An 18,491-nucleotide genomic window follows, 5' to 3' on the forward strand; every position below is an offset into this window, starting at 1 on the left:
ATGCGCTTGTCACCGCTCCGGGCCTCCGGCTACCACCTGTTCAGCGGCATCCTGGCGGCGATCTTCCTGATGCCGCTGATCTGGGCTGCGCTCAACTCGGTCAAGTCGCCGCAGGAGGCGAACCGCCAGCCGCCCACCTGGTTCCCGCATTCCCTGTCGCTGGACAACTACCACCAGCTCGCCACGTACGGTGAGGGCATCGGCGTCTACCTGCGCAACAGCCTGGTGCTCTGCCTGCTCGTCGTGGCCGGCGGGACGGTCGTCGCCGTGCTGGCCGGGTACGGGTTCGCCCGGTTCGAGTTCCGGGGCAAGAAGCCGTTGTTCGGGGCCACGCTGCTGATCCTTATGGTGCCGTACGCAACGATCCTGCTACCGCTCTACATCGTGCTCGGCTGGCTCGGGCTGACCGACACGGTGGTCGGGCTGGCGCTGGTCCTGATCATGTTCCAGCTGCCGTTCGGGGTGTTCCTGATGCGCAACAGCTTCGAGTCCATCCCGCGCGAGCTGGAGGAGGCCGCCCTGGTGGACGGGTGCGGGAACCTGCGGGCGCTGCGGCACGTCTCCCTGCGCTTGGTCGCTCCCGGGATAGTGACGGTCGCCCTGTTCTCGTTCATCGCCTCGTGGAACGAGTTCCTGGCGCCGCTGATCTTCCTCAACGACGGCTCCCAGTACACGCTGCCGGTCATGCTGGTCAGCCTCCAGTCGGGCGCGTACGGGGTGGTCGACTACGGCGCGCTGCAGGCCGGGATCGTGCTCGCCATCGGGCCGGTGCTCATCGTCTACCTGCTGCTCCAGCGTTACTACGTCTCCGGACTGATCAACGGCGCGCTGCGCGGCTGATCAACGACTTTCTCGAAGGATGCATATGACGACCAGTAAGGCCCGGCTGCGTGAGCTGCCGCTCGGCGCCATCCGCCCGCAGGGGTGGCTCCTCGACCAGTTGCGGCTCCAGGCGGAGGGCCAGACCGGCCGGCTGGAGGAGATCTGGGCCGACGTCGGCCCCGGCAGCGCCTGGCTCGGCGGCGACGGCGAGGCCTGGGAGCGCGGGCCGTACTACCTCGACGGGCTGGTGCCGCTCGCCTACACGCTCGGCTCCACCGAGCTGCAGGCCAAGGCACAGAAGTGGATCGAGGCCATTCTGAGCGGTCAGCGGGCGGACGGGCAGTTCGGGCCCGCGGACAACCTCGACTGGTGGCCGCGCATGGTCGCGCTCAAGGTCCTGACCCAGTACGCGGACGCCACCGGGGATCCCCGCGTGCCGGAGTTCCTGCGGCGCTACTTCGAGCACCAGCGCGCGGCCCTGCCCGGCCGGCCGCTCAGCAGCTGGGGCAAGGCCCGCGGAGCGGACAACGTGCTGTCTGTCATGTGGCTGCACGACCGTACCGGCGAGGACTGGCTGCTCGACCTGGCGCGGCTGATCCTCGCCCAGACCAGCGACTGGGCCGGCTTCCTGACCCGCGAGCTGCCGTCCGGCGTCACGCCGGTGTTCCGGCACGTGACGCACGGCCCGAACGTGGCCATGGGCCTCAAGACACCCGCCGTCACGTACCTGGTGGACGGCGAGGCCCGGCACCTGGACGACACGGCGCGCATGTGGGAGAACGTGGACCGCCTGCACGGGCAGGTCCACGGCGTGTTCTCCGGCGACGAGTGGCTGGGCGGCCGCGACCCGCACCACGGGGTCGAGACGTGCCAGGTCGTCGAGCTGATGTTCACGCTGGAGCAGCTCGCCCGGATCTCCGGCGACGGCCGCCACGGCGACCTCCTCGAACAGGTGGCCTTCAACCTGATGGCCGCCAGCAACGATCCGCGGATGCTGGCCCACCAGTACCACCAGCAAGCCAACCAGGTGCTCGTCACGTTCGCCGACCGCGACTGGAGCTTCAGCGGCCCCGACGCGAACGTCTTCGGCCTCGAACCGCACTTCGGCTGCTGCACCGCCAACCTGCACCAGGGGTGGCCGAAGTTCGTCCGGTCGCTGTGGATGCTCAGTGACGACGACGGCGTCGACGCGGTCGCGTACGCGCCGTGCCAGGTGGACGCCGGGCCGGTCAGGCTGGAGGTGGAGACCGGCTACCCGTTCACCGAGACGGTGCGAATCACGGTGTCGGCGGCGGAGCCCGTGTCGTACGGCATCGGGCTGCGGATCCCGGCCTGGTGCGAGGAGCCCGCGCTGGAGGTCGCGGGGGAGCGGGTGCCCGCGACGCCTGATGAGCGGGGGTACGTCACCGTCCGGCGGGTCTGGCGGGACGGCGACGTGATCTCGCTCGTGCTGCCGATGCGGCTGCGCACCGTGCCGCGTGACCGGGGCGCGGTCGGCTTCCGGCTCGGCCCGCTGGTCATGGTGCACGGCGTCGGCGAGATCTGGCGTACGGTGCCCGGTCACCGCGGGCTGGCCGAATGGGAGATCACGCCGCGCAGTATCTGGAACCTCGGGGCGCTGCCCGGCGACCTGGAATCGTGGCCGATCGAGCGGCGGCCGGTGTCGTCGGTGCCGTTCGCGGCCGAGTCGGCCCCGGTGGTCGTGCACGGCGAGGGAGCGGTGGTGCGCCAGTGGAAGCTGGTGGACGGCTCGGCCGGGCCGCTGCCCGACAGCCCCGCGCCCGGGGTGCCGACGCTGCCGCTGCGGCTGGTGCCGTACGGGTCGGCGCGGCTGCGGGTGGCCGAGCTGCCCACCGTGGAGGTCGTCTCACATCCGGAGGAGGACTAGCTTGACTCTGTCGGAGATCTTGGAATTTCCCGTGCGGCAGGGTGATCAGTTGACATGCTCAAGGCTGTTTGCAGTCCCGATGCAGATGTCGAGGTGTATCCGTTGTCGCTCCGTCCTCGTTCCGGGGAGCAGGTCCCGTCTCTGACGGCGCAGGTGGCGCGGGCGAGCAACCTAGGCGGTACAACAGCTATGTGGATGCGAGACCGGCTGGACGGACTGTGGTGTGACGAGGACTTCGCCGACTGGTACCCGCGACGGGTGCCCTGGCCTGTCACCGGCTCAACAGGCCACCGTCTGTGTCCTGCAGTCGGTCGCGGCCTTACGCGCCGAACCGACCGGGACGATGAAGTCGTGGGTTTTCTTGATCTTGCGGTAGAAGTTACGGGGGTCGAGCGGCATCCCCCACACCGCCTCGTAGACGTCCTAAGATCGGTGATCGTGAACGTCGGCCCGCAGAAGGCCGTGGCGAGGCGCGGAGTGCTCGAGCTTGACGCGGACGAGCTCGGTGCTGTCGGTGACGATGCGCCGATGATCGAACGCGAGGTCCAGCTCACCGGACAGCACCATGTCGGTGGGCTGCCAACCGGCGTCGGCGGCGTCGGTCCCGGCGGTCGGCTCGGGCGGCCGGGTGGCGATCGCCAGGAAGGCGACGCTCACCACCCGGCCGCGCGGGTCGCGGCCTGGGTCGTCGTAAACACCGAGCTGTTCCAGCCGGAGTGTCTCGACGTTCAGGTCGGCCTCCTTCGCCAGTTCCCTGTGAGCCGCGGCGACGAGGCTTTCCTGGGAGTGATGCAGAAAGCCGCCAGGTAGCGCCTGGGCGCCCTCGTACGGCTCGATGCCGCGCTCGACGAGCAGCACGTGCAGGCGCGAGTCACGCAACGTGAGGATCACCAGGTCAACGGCGAGCAGAATGCCGGGCGGCTGCCATCGATCGTCGGTCACGTGCCCGTCTCTAGGTTTTTTGTCAAGCTGACAAGAAGTAGCGCTGTGGTTAGCTTCAGCCATCCACCGGTGGTGCGCATGGCTGATGCGCTTCCCATGCCGCAGGAGTTCGCCTGCTTCACGCCTCGTGTGCCGCGTTCCAAGGCTGGCATGCCGGTGACAGTACGCCGCCCTTCCGACATCTCGATGTCAGCCGTGCTGACGATCGGCTTGTAGGTCCTGGAGGCACCCCAACCCTGCAGTGCGTACAGACTCCACAGCCACGGCCCAGCCGCGAGCGGGCGTGCGGAACACCTGGTGGCAATGCCAGTCGATGTGGTCTTGTGGCATGCGCCGAGTTCGATGGATGGGTCCTGCCTTCTGGCATGTCTGCCGGCACGACTCAAGAGGCCCTCGATTGCGCCTGCGATCTCCACCTCAGTCGCCGACCCCCGAAGAACTTACGGACAGGACCACTTAGCGAGGTGCTGCGAGGACGTCCCGGAGTACATTCTTCAGCGTGACGCGGGCCAGCTCGCGCCGGAGGGTCTCCTCGATGCCGTCGTAGATGCGCTGCATCGCCGGCTGGATGCCGTAACCCACCACGCATCCCGGGTCCGGGGCGGCTCGGTGCAGCGCGAACAGCGGGCCAGGTTCCACCGCCTCGTACACGTCGAGCAGCGTCATCGACTCCAGGTCGCGCGCCAGCGACCAGCCCGCACCCACCCCGCGCCGGGACTCCACGAGCCCCGCCCTGCGCAGGTCGCCGAGCAGCCGCCGGATCACCACGGGATTGGTGCTCGCACTGGTCGCGATCTGCTCGGAGGTGGCGACCTCATGGCCCTGGCGCTGGTAGAGGCCGATCCAGGCCAGCGCGTGGGCGGCGATGGTCAACCTGCTGTTGGCGCTCATGAACTCGTTCCTCTCGATCGCAACTCTCGATGTTACGACGGCTTGTCGTAACAATTATAGTTGCGACAAGCCGTCGTAACTATTACTGTTACGACCATCCGAAGATGGTCAACCAGTGAGGTGAGAAGAATGAACAAGCCACTGACGGGCAAGGTCGCCTTGGTCACCGGAGGGTCCCGCGGGCTGGGAGCCGCGACCGTACGGCTGCTTGCCGAGCAGGGCGCCGACGTCGCGTTCACCTACGTCAGCTCCGAGAAGCAGGCGCAGGCCGTCGTCGACGAGGTGCGCAACAGGGGAGCGAAGGCCGCCGCGTTCAAGTCCGACCAGGCGGACGTGAGCCAGGCGCCGGCGCTGATCGACGACGTGGTCGCGCACTTCGGTGGCCTGGACATCCTCGTCAACAACGCGGCGATCTCGGTGAACGGTACGGTGGACGACCCGGATGCCGACACCGCCGCGCTGGATCGGATGCACGCCACCAACTACCTCGGTGTGATCGCCGTCATCCGGGCCGCCTCCCGAGTGCTGCGCGAGGGCGGCCGCGTCATCACGGTGAGTTCCGGGTTGGGCACTCGAGTCGGCGTCCCGGGCTTGGCCGACTACGCGGCGACCAAGGCGGGGGTCGAACGGTACACCATGGGCGTCGCCCGTGACCTCGGCTCCCGTGCCATTACCGCCAACGTCGTGGAAGCCGGGCTGATGGAGGGCGGCATGGAGCCGCCGGACCCCGAGACCCTCAAGGCCCTGCTCAGCTCGCTGTCCCTGCAGCGCATGGGACACCCCGACGAGATCGCCGCGGCGATCGCCTTCCTGGCGAGCCCCGCTGCGTCGTACGTCACGGGCGCCGTGCTGGACGCCCACGGCGGCTACAACGCCTGAGCCGCAGCGCCGTCGGCGCGCCCCATGCTGGAACGTAGGGGGTGCATCCCGGATGTATCTGGGGTTTCCGCTGGTCACAGCGCTAGTTTGCTAGCCGGAAATTCGAGCGCAGTAGCGGGCGATGGCATCGATGATCTGGTCAGCGTTCTTGGTCCAGGTGAAGGGGCGGGCGTTCTCGTTCCAGCGCTTGAGCCATTCCTACAGCGCGGTGGTGAGTTCGGCGAGGGAGCAGAACACGCCACGATCGAGGCGGCGGCGCTGTAACTCGGCGAACCACCCCTCGACCTTGTTGATCCACGATGAGTAAGTCGGGGTGAAGTGCAGGTGGACCGTCGGGTGTTCGAGGAACCACTTTGAACCACCGGGGCCTTGTGGGTGGACAGGTTGTCGCAGATCAGGTGGACCTCCAGGCCCGGCTCGACCTGCTGGAAGATCTCAGCCAGGAAGTCGCGCAAGTCCACATGCGGAAATCGGGGTGTTCATGTCGGTTTGGATTTGGTCGGCGGTCTGGGTTCGGTTGTAGATGCGAACCTCGTCGAGGGTTCCGAGCACTGCCTGGATCGGCCCCATCCCTCGGTACGGATCGAGGGGGTTGGGCATGCGCAGGAAGATGACTTCGTCCAGGCGCAGCGGCACCTGCTCGCCGTCCGGGCCGCGGTAGATGTAGCCAGCGAGGAAGTTCTCGCGCGAGGGCACCGGCTCCATGCGGTCGGGGCGGACCGGCCATAGTTCCAGGGGGATGCTGCGCATGGCCGGGTTGCGGGCGATCATCCACCACGCCTCGCCGACGAGGTCGAGGTGCTGTTGGAAGGTCTCGCGGAAGAGCTGGCCGGTGTAGAAGTCGTTCGGCCGGTTCCAGATGTCGAGGGCCAGGTGGGTGGTGACCGGTGCGCGGTCCTCGTCCAGGCCGGATGGGGCGGTCTTCCACAGCTTCCACTGCACCTGGCTGGTTGCGTTGCTGGTGCGGTGGACGATGCCGAACACGCTGCCGACGCTGCCCATGGTGCGCATCTGCGCTTCGGCATCGGTGCGGCTGCCGAACAGGTGGCCCCACGTGCGGCCGCGGGAGATGTACGGGACGGGCGCCTTGTTCGACGGCTGGGTGATGCGGCCGGTCAGGGTGCGCAGTGGGGATCTCATCGGCGTTCACCGCCGCTCAGGGCCTCCAGGATCAGGCGGCTGACGCCTGCGGTGGCCAGGCCAGCCACGGTGTGCAGGTGCCAGGCCGCGGCGGTGAGGAGCCCGAATCCGGAGATCGACAGGACTGCGGTGCGGGCGGTCGACCAGCGGGGCAGGACGCGCGCCAGGCAGCGCGCGGCCAGGACGGTGAGAGGCGTGCGCGGGGGTCGCCATACTTCGGATAGTACAGCGGACAGGAAATCTTTCGACACATCGCCGTTATAGCAGAAATATTTCCCGCCAACTGGGATCGGCCACGTTCAATTGACGGTCATGCCACCTGCCACAAGTGTCCTGGTGATCGGCCGCACCGGACCGGTCCCAGACGCGCGCGTTATTCTCCGCCCATGGACCTGCTCAGTGCAGACGACTTCCGCCGAAGACGTAGGTTCGAGAGGATCATCTTGATCATTTCCGTCCTCGGACTTGTGGCCTGGGTTGTGGTGAGCATCGCGCCGTCATTGATCCCTGACCCTGACCCGGGAGACAAGGACAAGGGCCTTCCTGTCAAGATCACGTCGGCGGAGCCCGATCTCTTAACCGAGAGCGACGTAGACAAAGCCATGCCTCCCGAGCCCGGCGATGATGCCTCCTTCACCACGCAAGTGCTATGGGAAATACGACGCGGTACCACCCGCATGGCGGGGGTCCAAGGCAAGTTCAGCCGCTCATCGTGCGAGGGCGGCGAGATCGGTACGGTACCTGGCAACAACGCCAAATGCGCCATCGTCTACGAAGGCATCAAGGCAACATGGAGCGTCTCCATCAAGGACGTCAAACCGTACGCGAGCTCAGGCAGCGCATGCGTAGGCAGACCGAGATGCGACCTCCAGTTCGGAGAGATCATCACATACGACAGCCACCCGGTCACGGGCGTACTACTGGCCAAGGCGGTATACGGCAAGTTCTGGGAGAACTTCCACGAGGGATCCAAAGAACTACGCTGTGACAAGATCCCGCGCAGCACGAGCGTCACAGTTGACCAGCCAACTGGTTTCGAGTGCCAGTACCTCACGCTGGACGACGATCGGCTTCGCTGGACGACCAGACCCGTCGTCCTTACCCGTCGCGGAGTGGAGTTCAGCGTTCCTTAGCCAGCATTCCGGCATACGGCGGAAGATTAGGAAGCGGTCGCAGGACTAGAGGAAGCGGATGCGTCCCCTCGGCCCGCCGCCGTAGAACGCCAGCAGCAACGCGTCGGCGTTATCGGGGCTCCGCCCCAGGCGTTTGATGATCTCTTCCTTCTTCTCCACCCTGATGCGCCCCATGGGATCGGCGTCCCACCGAGGCTCCAGCAACTGCGCCGCCGTGGTGTCGAGGACAGGTCCCAGCCGCGCCGCTCTGACAGCAGCCGGCCGACCTCCCACCAGATCTCGGCCCGCTGGTTGGCGTACTTGTCTGGCTTGGACGCGTTCTCTCGGACGTTGACGCCGATGATCTGCACGCCGCGCAGTTCCTTGTCATTCCGCAGTTCGCCGATCACGCCGAACCCGACGCCGATGGAGTCGATCTTGACCCTGGTTGCGCCGGTCTCCCGGATCGCCATCTTGATCAGCGGGGCGATCACCTCCGGCCGATCGGTGTGCTTACGCCACTCCCGGCCGGCCACCGGGTCGCGCCGCTCGCGTACGACGGTCTCGTCACCGCCGCCGCCGACGTCGACGCCCAACTCGACCGGCAGCAGGGCCTCGGCCGTGTACGGCTCGTCCCGGCCGATCCGGCACGCGGCCACGTCCGAGGATCGGACGACCTGCCATTCGGAGTCCTCCGTGAACTCGCCCTCGACCTTGGACCTGTACAGCGGGTTGTCCTCGCCCCACTCCCGCCGCTTCTCCTCCACTCACACGGCCCACCAGCGCCGTCGCCATCGCTGGCGGCACGGGCTCACCGGTCAGGTTCGGCGAGTCGAACGCGCTGATGCGGATCTGGTGCCAGCCCGAGCCCGGCGTGCACACCCGCCGGAAGCGGCTGGCGGGGTTGTCAGGGTCGATCGCCAGAATGCGGCAGTCCGGGCCGAGGCCGGCGGCGCGGTGGTGCTTGCGGATGTAGCGCCACAGGATCGCGCGGACCTGGCTGAACGTCGGCGCCGTGCTCACCACGAAGGCCTCGCCGGGCGGGTGCGTGTCCAGCCACCAGGACGCCACCAGCGCCGCAGTCCAGCGCTTCCCCACGCCGTGCCCAGACCGCACGGCGGTGCGGCGGTGGTCGCGCGCGGATTCGAGGATCTCGGCCTGCTTGGACCACACCGCCTGGTTGAGGCGCCGCTGCAGCCACCCGACCGGGTTGGCCGCGTACAGGCGCCTTCGCTCGGCGAGCCGCTTGCGGTCCACCGCGGACTTGAGCTGGCGGTGCACGGTGCGCAGCCGGCGGGTGTCGCCGGCGCGCACCAGCTCGTCAACGGAGGCGGCGATGCGCGCCAGGTCAGGCGGGCGCGTCACCGGAACCGTCCGGGCCGGGCTCGTCGTCCAGGTCCTCATCGCCCCCCGTGACGAGCGCGGCGATCAGGCCCCGGATCTCCTCGCCGGGGTTCTGCGCGTCGATGCCGACCCGCTGCGGGCAGTCCAGGCCGAGCAGCCGAGCCCGCCGTTCCTGGATCCGCAGTAATCGGTCGATCGCCTGCAGGACCGGTCCGTCGTCCTCGAGCGGCATGCCGCCCCGCGTGAGCCGTACGACCCGGCCCTGCGACACCAGGTAATGCGTGGCCCGCATCACCTCGCGCGCCTTCTGTGCGAGTTCGTCGAGCCGCTCCAGCTCCAGTCGGCGGACCTCATCGGCGGGCTCCTGGAGGGTGTTACGCAGGCCACGCTGGACGGCTTCGTAGGCGGTGTGCACGTCCACGCCGAGCTCGGCCGCGATCCTGCCGATAGCTCAGGTTCTGGGCACGTAGACGGCACGCCTCGGCGTCACGCCGGGCGGTCTCCGGGTCGCGGGCGAAGCGGCCGTTGCCGTCGCGCGTTGGGCTGGTCATCGCGTTGGGGTGGTGCCTGCGCTCATGGTCCTAATGTGCCCTGTCTCGCTAGACCTGGCGCCCGGCCGAGGAGCTTTTCCTGGCAATCAGGCACTTCCAGCTTCACCGGTTCGACAAACTGTCTGCCTGGATCAGGCTCTGCCAGAGCCGCTCGGGTGGTGGGCTACCCCACAGCGCCGGTGGAGCTCCTAGGGGCGAGGGGCGCCGGAAGCAGTGGAGCCTCCAGCACGTCCGCCGCCGTCGCTGGCCCATCGGGTTCGCCCGCCGTCCCGGGCTCTATTGGCTTGCCTGGCCTAGGCTCGCCGGGCGGGCGGCGTGAGAAGAGCCGGCGGCCGACCGCGATGTCCTGTATCTCCGCTAGCTCCAGGTCGCTGTTGTGGAGGTCGATGGTGGCGGTGACGCTCTTGTGCGCGGTGTCGATCACCACCACCGCGTCCTGTTTGCCGGTGGTCGTCGTAACGTACGCGGTCTTGCCGTCGTGGCTGAGCGCCACCCCGATCGGCGTCCGGTAGTCGGGGATCTCGATGGTGGCGATTACGGCGTTGGTCGCCGTGTTGATCACTGCCAGTGCGTTTCCGCCCTGGTCGCTGACGAGGGTCACGTAAGTGCGGGTACCGTCGTCAGAGACCGCCACCGCCCGCGGCGATTGGCTGACGGAAATGGACCTCAAGAGGTGCCCGTTCACTGGATTAATCACCATCACCTGCCCGTTCTTCCCGCCGCCCCCGGTCACGTAGGCGCGGTGACGGGACGGGTGGACAGCGATCGCCCGTGGGCCGGCGGGCAGAGGGATGGTCCTTGCGATGGCGTTGGTCTTGGTATTGATCACCGTCACGTTTTCAGAAGCGCCCTTCCCAGCGCCACTGACGCCCACGAGGGCAAAGCGGCCCTCGTGATCGACCGCCACCGGGACCGGACTCCCGTCGATCGGGATGGTTTCACTGACGATGTCGGCATGCGCGTCGATCACCACCACCTTATTGCTTTCTGGTCCGAAATCATGGACGGTGACGTAAACTTGCGCGCCGTCCGGGGTTACCGCCATGCCCTGCGGGAAGTGGGGGACTTCGACCCGGTCGATCACCTGGTTGATGTCTGTGCCAATCACCAGGATGTAGTCCTTGTCATTGGCGAGCGTCGCCACGTACGCGAGGTTGCCGTCGGGACTGAGCGTGATCACGTGAGTGCAGCCGCCGGTGTCGATTTCACCGGCCACGGTGTTGGTGGCGGGATCGAGCCGCTTCACCCCACCGCCTTGAACACAGCCGCTGGTCACGTAGGCGATCGTCCGGGGCTCCGGCGATCGGCGCGGCGGCGGCTCGGCGGCGGCCGGAGCGGACGGCAGCGGGAGCAGCCCACAGGCGGCGACGGTCACGGCCACGCCAAGTCTGAGGCCGTACCGCCATCCCTGCTTGACGTTCTTGGTCGGCGAGCGCATAGGGACTCCAGGAACAAAGCGAGTATACGATTCCCTCTTCTCGATACGCATTATTCGGCACGCGTGATCGCCGGACGCGGAATGTTCCACATAGGCCCGGTCAACAATGCGCCTGTCCGAGAAAAGGGATATCCGTGCGAGACAAAGCTCCGACCGCAGGGTCCCAAACAGCATAAATGGCGCGGCATAATGCATAGAGCATGCTCGCATATCGGGACAATCTGTCCATGAATGCCCGACTTAGCAGGATGACTGGATACGGGCCCCATCATCGCCCCCATCGGCCTGGGGAATGATCGCGGGCATGCAGAACGTCGATGGGTTGCCCTCCTCGCAGTCGCACATGCCCGGGTTTTCTGCGTGCCAGCGCGTCCAGGAGGTCATGCCTGGTCGCCAGTGCCGCCGCACGGCTTCGGCGAGCGGCAGGGGCTCGGGTGACGCCGCCTGTGTCGCGCATGGCCACCAGACCGTCATCGGCGGTGGTGTAGTACCGCTTGGCCGTGACCTGGCCACCAGCCAGGCGCAGTTCCATGGCGCCTAGGTAGAGGGTGGCGCTGCCGTCGGGGTCGCGCCTGATCAGCCGTTCTCCGTCGGCGTCGTAGACCATGCCGGTTTGCTGGCCGTCTACCGTGGCCTGCGTGAGTTCGCCGAACTGGTTCCAGTCGAAGGTGGCTTGCTTGCCGCCGACAGTACGAGCGGCGAGTTGGCCGTTGTTGTCGTAGGCGTAGGTATCAGTACCGCTGGGCCGGGCGATGGCGGTGACGGCGTTCGGGCGGACGGCATTGGAGCCTGGGGCGGGGTAGGTATAGGTGGCGATCTGGCCGTTGTCGGTCAGAGTGGTGATGTCGCCGACCTTGTCGTAGGCGTAGGCCTGGCTGCAGGGGTCGATGCCCTTGGCGTCGCCGGTGCCGGTGCAGGAACTGGCGGTGGTGGTGTAGGCGGTCTTGAGGCGGAGCAGACCGTCGTAGGTGAAGCACTCGGACTGGCCGTCTGTATCCGACTTGAGCGTCGGCCGCCCGCCTGAGATGCGTCGCGGCCGAATCTGCTGCGCAATCGCGACCTCAAAGGACCGCGCAAGCGGATCGCGCAGCCGGTGGGGACGTTCGCGGTCACAGAGCCGGCCAAGGGATACGCGCGACTGAGTGGCTGATGCGTGTCGGCGGCCTCCGACAGTCGATGTCGTCGAAGCCGTCGGCATCGGAAGCGGCATCCTGTCAAGATCGCCACATGGCGCGATTAGTCGCGACTCTCCTGGCGGTGGTGCTGCTCCTCAGCAGCGGCCATCTGTGGATAAGACCGCTCATGTTTGAAGATCACGCCGCACAAGCCATCTGGACCTGGCGGACCAGCGGTGCCGCGGAGATCTGGCGCAAGGGGTTCGTCCCGATCGGGGACCTGAGCGCGATGCCGCCGCAGGTGCTCAAGCGGATCCAGCATGATGAGGAGTTCGGTTGGATTGTGGACGGCCCACTTCCTGCCGCGCCGGCCGAGGCGCAGGTCCGCTGGGACGACGGGTCTACGATGCGGGTCCCCGTAATCGGGCCGCGAAAGGCGCTCCTGGCTCTGTCCCCCTGGCCCGAGGAGTACACCTTGCCCGAAGGTGAGGCGTACAAGCTGACCGGCGCAACCTTCACGACGATGCGGCTGAAGACCGTACGCGGCATGGCCACCGTGCCCGCGTGGCGGCTGCACTTCTCGAACCTGCCCGGCCCCATCGACCACGTCGCGGTCGATCAGGACGCGCTCGGCACCGTAGAAGACGCCGTCGGCGACCAACCGTCAGTCGACGAGGCAGTCACAGACTTCAAGGTTCTCAACGAACGCACACTGCTCGTGAACTACGACTACGGCTCCTGCACCGGCGAGCCGCTCGACGTCAGCTTACGAGTCAGCGAACAGCAGGATGTGGTGGTCCTGGGGCTCGACGTTCCTGATCAGGGCACCGGCATGTGCGCGGGCACCGGCCGGTTCGACAAGGACGTCATCATGCTCAACAAGCCGCTGGGCGATCGCGTGGTGTTGGACGCGATAAGCAGACTCCCCGTCCTGTGCCGTCGCGCGCCGGACGCATGCCGCTCCAGGAACAAGTGACGTCCGCCTCGGCTCTGACGTCGTCATAGCCGAGCAGTGAGCCCAGTTACATGTCACCTTCGAACCGGCTAGGACGTCTTGGGCTCGGGGGCGACCCAGAAGTCGTCGGGCAGCTTCTGGTCGGGCTCCAGCTTCGTGAAGGTGGGGAACTTCTTGGTATCGATCTCCACGGAGGAGAAGTCCACCTCGCTCAGCTCCGCCCTCGGAAAGCCGTTCTGATCGAAGTGCGTTTTCGCCATGTCGTCCAGTCGCTTGGCCTGGCCGGCGATGACGCCAAGAACGGTCGCCTGTCCCATGACGTAGGTAAGGAGCACGGCGCACATCCCGGTCAGCACCTTGTCCGCGGCCTTCGCCAGATACCTCAGGTATACGCGAGCGGTGATGGGCGACGTCAGCATCATGGTGAGCGCGTATATGGAGGCTGCTGAGATCGTGATGCCCAGGCCCGCCATCGCCTTCCCGAACACCCGGAACGCGAAGGCCGTGGTCTCGAGGGTGTCGCCCATTTTGTCGAGCGCGTCCCTCAGGTCTTCGGTAGACGTGTGCATGTGGCCCGTCACCCGGGAGAACTCGCGCTGATCGTCGGCGATCCAGCCTTTCCGCGCCGCAGCGGGGAGCCCGTCGAGCGTCTCGACGGGGCGGTCAAGGGCTCTGGCCGCACTTCTCCAGAGCTTGGCGGCCTTTTCGACCTTGTCCACGTCCATGTCCACGTTCTCCAGCAAGGAGAGTCCCACCAAGGGCACGCCCGCGTAGAGACTGAGCCGCCGGATCGCAAGGATGGTTTCCCTGGGCGCGATCATCGGTACTTCACCGTGCTCGCCTGCTCGGCCCTCAGCCAGTTGCGGGCGCAGGTGGACAGCGCGCTGGACATGTCATCGGCCACCTCGAGGCCGTCGTCCAGCGCATCGATGCAGCCCTCATACGCCTTGTCGTACGCTGACCTGAAAATCTTCGACATGGTCTTGCCGAAGGTGGTGTCATCGAGGTCGGCCTCAAGCCAGACGCGTTTCTTGCTGAGGAGGAAGTCATCCCAGATGTCGCTGTACTGCTCGCTCATCGCGTAGATCGTGTTCGAGGTGATGAAACGTGTTTCTTCCCGGGAAGACATGCGGCTCCTCATGATGTGGTACGTCGAAGGTCATCTTTGCGGCTCGGCAGGTCTTGATCGTCTTGGTTCACCCGATGTTCGGCGGAATGCCACCGCTCTCTAGTAGTACTTTGTTAGTTCGGGATCTTGTGTGAGATGATTTTTGTGTGACTCCGGCTGAGCTGGCTGAGGTTCGAGGCCGTCTTGAGGACTTCGCGGGTGAGGTGTTCACTTCCTTCGCGCGTCGGGAACAGCGGTCCAACGGCGGGCTGTACCTGCGTGGGCTGATGCTGGATGGGCGGCGCAAATCGATGGTTCCGATGGCTGAGCGGTTGGGGGTGGATCACCAGCGGCTGCAGCAGTTCATCACCTCCTCGACCTGGGACTATGCGGCGGTGCGCAGGCGTCTGGCACAGCGCGCGGTCAGCGTGGTGGCGCCGCAGGCGTGGGTGCTGGACGACACTGGCCACCTCAAGGACGGCGATGCCTCGCCGGGGGTGGCCCGGCAGTACACCGGCACCGCGGGAAAGGTGACCAACTGCCAGATCGCGGTCAGCGTGCACGCGGTTACCGATACGTGCTCGGCGGCGCTGAACTGGCGGTTGTTCCTACCTGAGCGATGGGACGACGCGCTGGCCGAGGATGCAGCCCAGGCCGCGGCGATCGCCGGGCGGCGGCGGCGCTGCGGCATCCCTGACGATCAGCGGCACCGTCCCAAGTGGCAGCAGGCGCTGGACATGCTCGATGAGCTGGCCGCCTGGGGGCAGGTGCCGCCGCTGGTGGTGGCCGATGCCGGATACGGCGATGTGACCGCGCTCCGGCTCGGCCTGACCGGGCGCGACCTGCCGTACGTGGTCGCCCTCAAGGGCACCACCAGCGCGTATCCCGCCGATGTCGTCCCCGAGACGGTGCCCTACTCCGGTAACGGCCGCCGTCCGGTGGCCAAATACCGCAGCGCGCCCTCCAGCCTGCGCGAGCTGGCCCTGGCCGCCGGACGCAGCAGTCTGCGCCGGGTGAGCTGGCGGCAGGGCACCAAGAAGAGCAAGGGCAACCCGACCGCTACGATGCGCTCACGCTTCCTCGTGCTGCGGGTGCGGCCCGCCAACAGCGGCATCGCCCGAGACAGTGACGGGCATCTGCCCGAATGCTGGCTTCTGGCCGAATGGCCACCTGGTGAGCCCGAGCCCACCGATTACTGGCTGTCCACCCTTCCGCCAGACATCCGGCTGCGGGAACTGGTGCGCCTGGCGAAGATCCGCTGGCGGATCGAGCACGACTACCGCGAGCTCAAGACCGGCCTGGGCCTGACCCACTTCGAGGGCCGCTCCTTCACCGGCTGGCACCGGCACGTCACCCTGGCTTCGGCCGCCCATCTGTTCCTCACCGAACTCCGGCTGTCCATCCCAAAAGCGACTGGGGCGGCCTGACCTTCTACAAGATCTTGCACATGCTCCAGGTGCTGTTAGCCACCTGGGCCGGCCGATGCCCCACCTGTCATCAACGACCACCATGACGAACTAACAAAGTACTACTAGGGGCCGGTTCAGACGCCATTGATCGACTCGCCGTCATGTTCGACGTCACGCCCGAAGAACTCGAGAAGATCAGTAGGCAAGCCGACGAGGCCATGGCGAAGCTGGGCGAGGCGATGCACGGGCTTCGTGACATCACCGGCGAGGCCATGGCGGCGGGCGGGAAGATCAAGGCCACCGTGGAGGCCGACGGTCTGGTCCGCGACCTCCGGCTCGACCCGCGCGTGCTGCGGACGATGGGCACCGACGAACTGGCCGAGGCAATCGTGGCGGCGCTGCGCGCGGCCCAGATGTCCGTCCGGAAACAGACGGAGGAGCAGGTACGCGCAGTGGGCATCGACCACGCCGGCCCCCTGCCCATGGACCCGGCCGAGGCCCGCGCCCGCCTGGACTCCATCCAGTCGGACTTCATCGCCGCCCTCCAGAACCACTAGCCAGGTAGAGGGTGTCGCCGTCGATCGCCAGCCCTTCGAAGCGTGGGCCGGCTGCGCCAACACCTTGGGTCGCCACGCTGGTGAGGTTGACGGCCATGTACAGGAATGACGAGATAACGCCCCAGGACAGAGCCCAGAACGCGATCCAGGCGCCCGTGAGCACCCAACCTGCAGCGGATACGCATGGTTGGGTTGCCCTGGCTGACCGTACGGGTCTTGCGATTGTGGCGGGTAGCCCATGGCGCGGCCCCAGGTAGAGAAAGGGCCTAATGCAACGTTCCTAGGGTTGGCCCAGACCACGCGGCAGGATCCGGGCAACCACCCTGGTGGGGAGCCGGCATCCGGACCGTGGACGTCAGGAGTTGCGTGGGACTATCAGGCCGGATTCGTAGGCGAGGACGACGAGTTGGGCACGATCACGGGCCTGGAGCTTGGCCATGGCCCGGTTGATATGGGTTTTCGCGGTCAGTGAGCTGATCACCATGCGGCCGGCGATCTGGTCGTTGGACAGACCCTGCGCCACCAGGGCGACGGCCTCGCGTTCGCGGTTGGTCAGCTCTTTCAGCCCCGTACCGGCGCCGATGTCGAGCGGCTGGGTGACGTACCGGTTGATCAGCTTGCGGGTGATCGACGGTGCGAGCATGGCGTCGCCGCGCGCGGCGACGCGTACGGCGTGCAGGAAATCTTCCGGCACGATGTCTTTGACGAGGAATCCGGCCGCGCCGGCACGCAGCGCGTTCAAGACGTACTCGTCCAACCCGTAGTTGGTCAAGATGACGACGTGCACCCCGGCCAGGGCCGGGTCCGCGGCAATGCGCCGGGTCACCTCGATGCCGTCGACGACCGGCATCTGGATGTCGATGAGCGCAACGTCGGGCAGGTGTTCCTTGACCAGGGCCAGGCCCTCCTGCCCGTCGGCGGCCTCGGCCACCACCTCGATGTCGTCCTCGAGGTCGAGGAGCGCACGGAAGCCGCTGCGGAGCAGTGGCTGGTCGTCGACCAGCAGGACACGGATCACGATGTTCGGTCCACGGGAAGTTCGGCCTGGACGGTGAAGCCGCCCTCGCCGCGCGGTGCCGCCAGCACGCGACCGCCGAGGGCGGTGACTCGTTCGCGCATCCCGAGCAGCCCGACGCCGGGTACCGGGGCGGTGTCCGGGGTGGCCTTGCCGTCGTCATCGATGCGTACCGCGAGGGAGCCGGGACGGTAGTCGATCCGGACCGACGCCGTCGCCGCGGCGGCGTGGCGGGCGATGTTGGTGAGGGACTCCTGAACGATCCGGTAGACGGTCCGGTCCACCGCGGCCGGCACGTCATGGCGATGTCCCTCGATCGTCAGCGTCGCGTCCAGGCCGGTCGTCCGAGCCCGTTCAACCAGTTCCGCAACGTGGTCGAGCCCACGCGGCGGGGTCGTGTCGTCGTCGCGCAGCGCCTCCAGGGTCGCGCGCAGCTCCCGGGTCGCCTCACGTCCGGCCTCCTGGATCGCCAGCAGGGCCTCCGGCACCTGTTCGCCCCGCTTGCGGGCCACGTGGACGGCTACTTCGGCCTGCACCTTGATGATCGAGATCTGGTGGGTGAGCGAATCGTGCAGCTCCCGCGCGATGTGCAGCCGCTCCTCGTCGGCACGGCGCCGCGCGGTCTCCTCCCGGGTGCGCTCGGCTTCGTCCGCCCGCCGCTCGGCCTGCCGCAGCGCTTCGCCCGCGGCACCGGCCGCGATCAGCCAGGCCAGCTCGAGAGCGCCCCGGGCCTGCGCGAACGCCTCACCTGTGTCGTGCAGGCCCGAGGCCAGGGCCGCGAGAGGGAGCACCGCCAGCATGATCACGCTCGCCGCCACCGTGATGGTACGGTGTCCAGCCCGTACGGCTGCGTACACCGCGAACAAGTACGCGACGGCAGGCACGTCGAAACCGGCCGCCTGGTAACCCACCGCACACAGCCCGGTGACGGCCAGGACGAGAACCGGAGCCCGGCGGCGCGCGGCCAGCACCAGGCCCCCAGCCGTCAGCAGCGCGTAGCCGAGCAGGTCGAGGTACGTGGCGGAGTGCTGTCCGGACAGCCCGGTGACCAGCAGCGCGGCCGCCACACCGACGGCGATCACCCAGTCTGCGACACCAGGCCGGACAGCGAACCGTCCTGTGCTCATGGGCGCACGATAACCGGTTGTCCGCGCGGGCGAATCCTACGCACGGACGACCGGCGCCTACCGCACACGCAGTACCTTCACGGTTCCTGCAGCGTCCGCAGCAACCGGCTACGGCAACGGCGGCAGCGCGAATCGCCCACGCCCGCCCGACGACCGGCCACAGGTCCGGCGGACATCATCAAGCGGCGACCAGTCGTA

General features: G+C 67.3%; 21 protein-coding genes. 7 read left to right on the forward strand and 14 right to left on the reverse strand.

The window, feature by feature from the left end; all coding sequences use genetic code 11:
* Window positions 1-840 (forward strand): carbohydrate ABC transporter permease, encoded by an 840-nt coding sequence (locus ACQPWU_RS54310; protein WP_433434942.1) that lies wholly within the window; start codon window positions 1-3, stop codon window positions 838-840.
* Window positions 841-865: 25 nt separating this feature from the next.
* Window positions 866-2,710: a beta-L-arabinofuranosidase domain-containing protein gene (locus ACQPWU_RS54315; protein WP_433434943.1), complete on the forward strand. Its 1,845-nt coding sequence runs from the start codon at window positions 866-868 to the stop codon at window positions 2,708-2,710.
* A gap of 279 nt (window positions 2,711-2,989) precedes the next feature.
* Here ACQPWU_RS54315 and ACQPWU_RS54320 read toward each other — a convergent pair whose 3' ends face one another.
* The 3 genes from ACQPWU_RS54320 to ACQPWU_RS54330 all read right to left on the reverse strand — a co-directional run bounded on the left by ACQPWU_RS54320 (window position 2,990) and on the right by ACQPWU_RS54330 (window position 4,543).
* Window positions 2,990-3,118 carry a hypothetical protein gene (locus tag ACQPWU_RS54320; RefSeq protein WP_433434944.1) on the reverse strand — a complete coding sequence of 43 codons (129 nt, stop codon included), beginning with the start codon at window positions 3,116-3,118 and terminating at the stop codon, window positions 2,990-2,992.
* 15 nt (window positions 3,119-3,133) lie between these two features.
* Window positions 3,134-3,652, reverse strand: a complete 519-nt coding sequence (locus ACQPWU_RS54325; RefSeq protein WP_433434945.1) for an NUDIX domain-containing protein — start codon at window positions 3,650-3,652, stop codon at window positions 3,134-3,136.
* Between the two features lie 456 nt (window positions 3,653-4,108).
* Window positions 4,109-4,543: an Rrf2 family transcriptional regulator gene (locus ACQPWU_RS54330; RefSeq protein ID WP_433434946.1), complete on the reverse strand. Its 435-nt coding sequence runs from the start codon at window positions 4,541-4,543 to the stop codon at window positions 4,109-4,111.
* 129 nt (window positions 4,544-4,672) lie between these two features.
* Here ACQPWU_RS54330 and ACQPWU_RS54335 point away from each other — a divergent pair, with 129 nt between their 5' ends.
* Entirely contained in the window at window positions 4,673-5,422 is a 750-nt protein-coding gene (locus ACQPWU_RS54335; protein ID WP_433434947.1) for an SDR family NAD(P)-dependent oxidoreductase, read from the forward strand.
* 435 nt (window positions 5,423-5,857) lie between these two features.
* Here ACQPWU_RS54335 and ACQPWU_RS54340 read toward each other — a convergent pair whose 3' ends face one another.
* Both ACQPWU_RS54340 and ACQPWU_RS54345 read right to left on the reverse strand, forming a co-directional pair.
* Complete coding sequence (locus ACQPWU_RS54340; RefSeq protein ID WP_433434948.1) at window positions 5,858-6,562, reverse strand: phage portal protein; 705 nt, start codon at window positions 6,560-6,562, stop codon at window positions 5,858-5,860.
* On the reverse strand, window positions 6,559-6,813 hold the full coding sequence (locus ACQPWU_RS54345) for a hypothetical protein (protein ID WP_433434949.1): 255 nt from the start codon (window positions 6,811-6,813) through the stop codon (window positions 6,559-6,561). The genes ACQPWU_RS54340 and ACQPWU_RS54345 overlap by 4 nt, the downstream gene beginning before the upstream one ends.
* A gap of 135 nt (window positions 6,814-6,948) precedes the next feature.
* Between ACQPWU_RS54345 and ACQPWU_RS54350 the strand changes: the two genes are divergently transcribed.
* Window positions 6,949-7,695: a hypothetical protein gene (locus ACQPWU_RS54350; protein WP_433434950.1), complete on the forward strand. Its 747-nt coding sequence runs from the start codon at window positions 6,949-6,951 to the stop codon at window positions 7,693-7,695.
* 26 nt (window positions 7,696-7,721) lie between these two features.
* Here the strand turns inward: ACQPWU_RS54350 and ACQPWU_RS54355 are convergent, their stop codons facing one another.
* From ACQPWU_RS54355 to ACQPWU_RS54375, 5 genes are all read right to left on the reverse strand, one after another.
* Window positions 7,722-8,270 carry a hypothetical protein gene (locus tag ACQPWU_RS54355; RefSeq protein ID WP_433434951.1) on the reverse strand — a complete coding sequence of 183 codons (549 nt, stop codon included), beginning with the start codon at window positions 8,268-8,270 and terminating at the stop codon, window positions 7,722-7,724.
* Window positions 8,242-9,039, reverse strand: coding sequence for a hypothetical protein (locus ACQPWU_RS54360; RefSeq protein WP_433434952.1), 798 nt, complete (start codon window positions 9,037-9,039; stop codon window positions 8,242-8,244). Before ACQPWU_RS54360 ends, ACQPWU_RS54355 begins: the two co-directional genes overlap by 29 nt.
* Window positions 9,023-9,439, reverse strand: a complete 417-nt coding sequence (locus ACQPWU_RS54365) for a hypothetical protein (protein WP_433434953.1) — start codon at window positions 9,437-9,439, stop codon at window positions 9,023-9,025. The genes ACQPWU_RS54360 and ACQPWU_RS54365 overlap by 17 nt, the downstream gene beginning before the upstream one ends.
* 293 nt (window positions 9,440-9,732) lie before the next feature.
* Window positions 9,733-11,007: a YncE family protein gene (locus ACQPWU_RS54370; RefSeq protein WP_433434954.1), complete on the reverse strand. Its 1,275-nt coding sequence runs from the start codon at window positions 11,005-11,007 to the stop codon at window positions 9,733-9,735.
* A 268-nt stretch (window positions 11,008-11,275) separates the two neighbouring features.
* A complete protein-coding gene (locus tag ACQPWU_RS54375) occupies window positions 11,276-12,217 on the reverse strand; it encodes a hypothetical protein (RefSeq protein ID WP_433434955.1) in 942 nt (313 codons plus the stop codon).
* 47 nt (window positions 12,218-12,264) lie between these two features.
* On the opposite strand from ACQPWU_RS54375, the gene ACQPWU_RS54380 reads away from it, so the two are divergent.
* On the forward strand, window positions 12,265-13,098 hold the full coding sequence (locus tag ACQPWU_RS54380) for a hypothetical protein (protein WP_433434956.1): 834 nt from the start codon (window positions 12,265-12,267) through the stop codon (window positions 13,096-13,098).
* A gap of 68 nt (window positions 13,099-13,166) precedes the next feature.
* Here ACQPWU_RS54380 and ACQPWU_RS54385 read toward each other — a convergent pair whose 3' ends face one another.
* Entirely contained in the window at window positions 13,167-13,898 is a 732-nt protein-coding gene (locus ACQPWU_RS54385; RefSeq protein WP_433434957.1) for a WXG100 family type VII secretion target, read from the reverse strand.
* Complete coding sequence (locus tag ACQPWU_RS54390) at window positions 13,895-14,218, reverse strand: hypothetical protein (RefSeq protein ID WP_433434958.1); 324 nt, start codon at window positions 14,216-14,218, stop codon at window positions 13,895-13,897. The genes ACQPWU_RS54385 and ACQPWU_RS54390 overlap by 4 nt, the downstream gene beginning before the upstream one ends.
* Window positions 14,219-14,352: 134 nt before the next feature.
* Here ACQPWU_RS54390 and ACQPWU_RS54395 point away from each other — a divergent pair, with 134 nt between their 5' ends.
* Both ACQPWU_RS54395 and ACQPWU_RS54400 read left to right on the forward strand, forming a co-directional pair.
* Complete coding sequence (locus ACQPWU_RS54395; protein ID WP_433432965.1) at window positions 14,353-15,612, forward strand: IS701 family transposase; 1,260 nt, start codon at window positions 14,353-14,355, stop codon at window positions 15,610-15,612.
* Between the two features lie 143 nt (window positions 15,613-15,755).
* Window positions 15,756-16,151 carry a YbaB/EbfC family nucleoid-associated protein gene (locus tag ACQPWU_RS54400; protein WP_433434959.1) on the forward strand — a complete coding sequence of 132 codons (396 nt, stop codon included), beginning with the start codon at window positions 15,756-15,758 and terminating at the stop codon, window positions 16,149-16,151.
* A gap of 355 nt (window positions 16,152-16,506) precedes the next feature.
* On the opposite strand, the gene ACQPWU_RS54405 is transcribed toward ACQPWU_RS54400, so the two are convergent.
* A complete protein-coding gene (locus ACQPWU_RS54405) occupies window positions 16,507-17,169 on the reverse strand; it encodes a response regulator (protein ID WP_433434960.1) in 663 nt (220 codons plus the stop codon).
* Window positions 17,166-18,293, reverse strand: a complete 1,128-nt coding sequence (locus tag ACQPWU_RS54410) for a sensor histidine kinase (RefSeq protein WP_433434961.1) — start codon at window positions 18,291-18,293, stop codon at window positions 17,166-17,168. Before ACQPWU_RS54410 ends, ACQPWU_RS54405 begins: the two co-directional genes overlap by 4 nt.
* Window positions 18,294-18,491 lie beyond the last annotated feature (198 nt).

Source organism: Nonomuraea sp. CA-141351, from assembly GCF_050944675.1.
Lineage (GTDB): Bacteria > Actinomycetota > Actinomycetes > Streptosporangiales > Streptosporangiaceae > Nonomuraea.

Bases quoted from the DNA above. Each gene is read 5' to 3' on its own strand.
- ACQPWU_RS54315 (WP_433434943.1), top strand. From the start codon at position 866: ATGACGACCAGTAAGGCCCGGCTGCGTGAGCTGCCGCTCGGCGCCATC.
- ACQPWU_RS54385 (WP_433434957.1), bottom strand. From the start codon at position 13,898: ATGATCGCGCCCAGGGAAACCATCCTTGCGATCCGGCGGCTCAGTCTC.
- ACQPWU_RS54310 (WP_433434942.1), top strand. From the start codon at position 1: ATGCGCTTGTCACCGCTCCGGGCCTCCGGCTACCACCTGTTCAGCGGC.
- ACQPWU_RS54370 (WP_433434954.1), bottom strand. From the start codon at position 11,007: ATGCGCTCGCCGACCAAGAACGTCAAGCAGGGATGGCGGTACGGCCTC.
- ACQPWU_RS54400 (WP_433434959.1), top strand. From the start codon at position 15,756: ATGTTCGACGTCACGCCCGAAGAACTCGAGAAGATCAGTAGGCAAGCC.
- ACQPWU_RS54350 (WP_433434950.1), top strand. From the start codon at position 6,949: ATGGACCTGCTCAGTGCAGACGACTTCCGCCGAAGACGTAGGTTCGAG.
- ACQPWU_RS54390 (WP_433434958.1), bottom strand. From the start codon at position 14,218: ATGAGGAGCCGCATGTCTTCCCGGGAAGAAACACGTTTCATCACCTCG.
- ACQPWU_RS54335 (WP_433434947.1), top strand. From the start codon at position 4,673: ATGAACAAGCCACTGACGGGCAAGGTCGCCTTGGTCACCGGAGGGTCC.
- ACQPWU_RS54410 (WP_433434961.1), bottom strand. From the start codon at position 18,293: ATGAGCACAGGACGGTTCGCTGTCCGGCCTGGTGTCGCAGACTGGGTG.
- ACQPWU_RS54330 (WP_433434946.1), bottom strand. From the start codon at position 4,543: ATGAGCGCCAACAGCAGGTTGACCATCGCCGCCCACGCGCTGGCCTGG.
- ACQPWU_RS54375 (WP_433434955.1), bottom strand. From the start codon at position 12,217: ATGCCGCTTCCGATGCCGACGGCTTCGACGACATCGACTGTCGGAGGC.
- ACQPWU_RS54340 (WP_433434948.1), bottom strand. From the start codon at position 6,562: ATGAGATCCCCACTGCGCACCCTGACCGGCCGCATCACCCAGCCGTCG.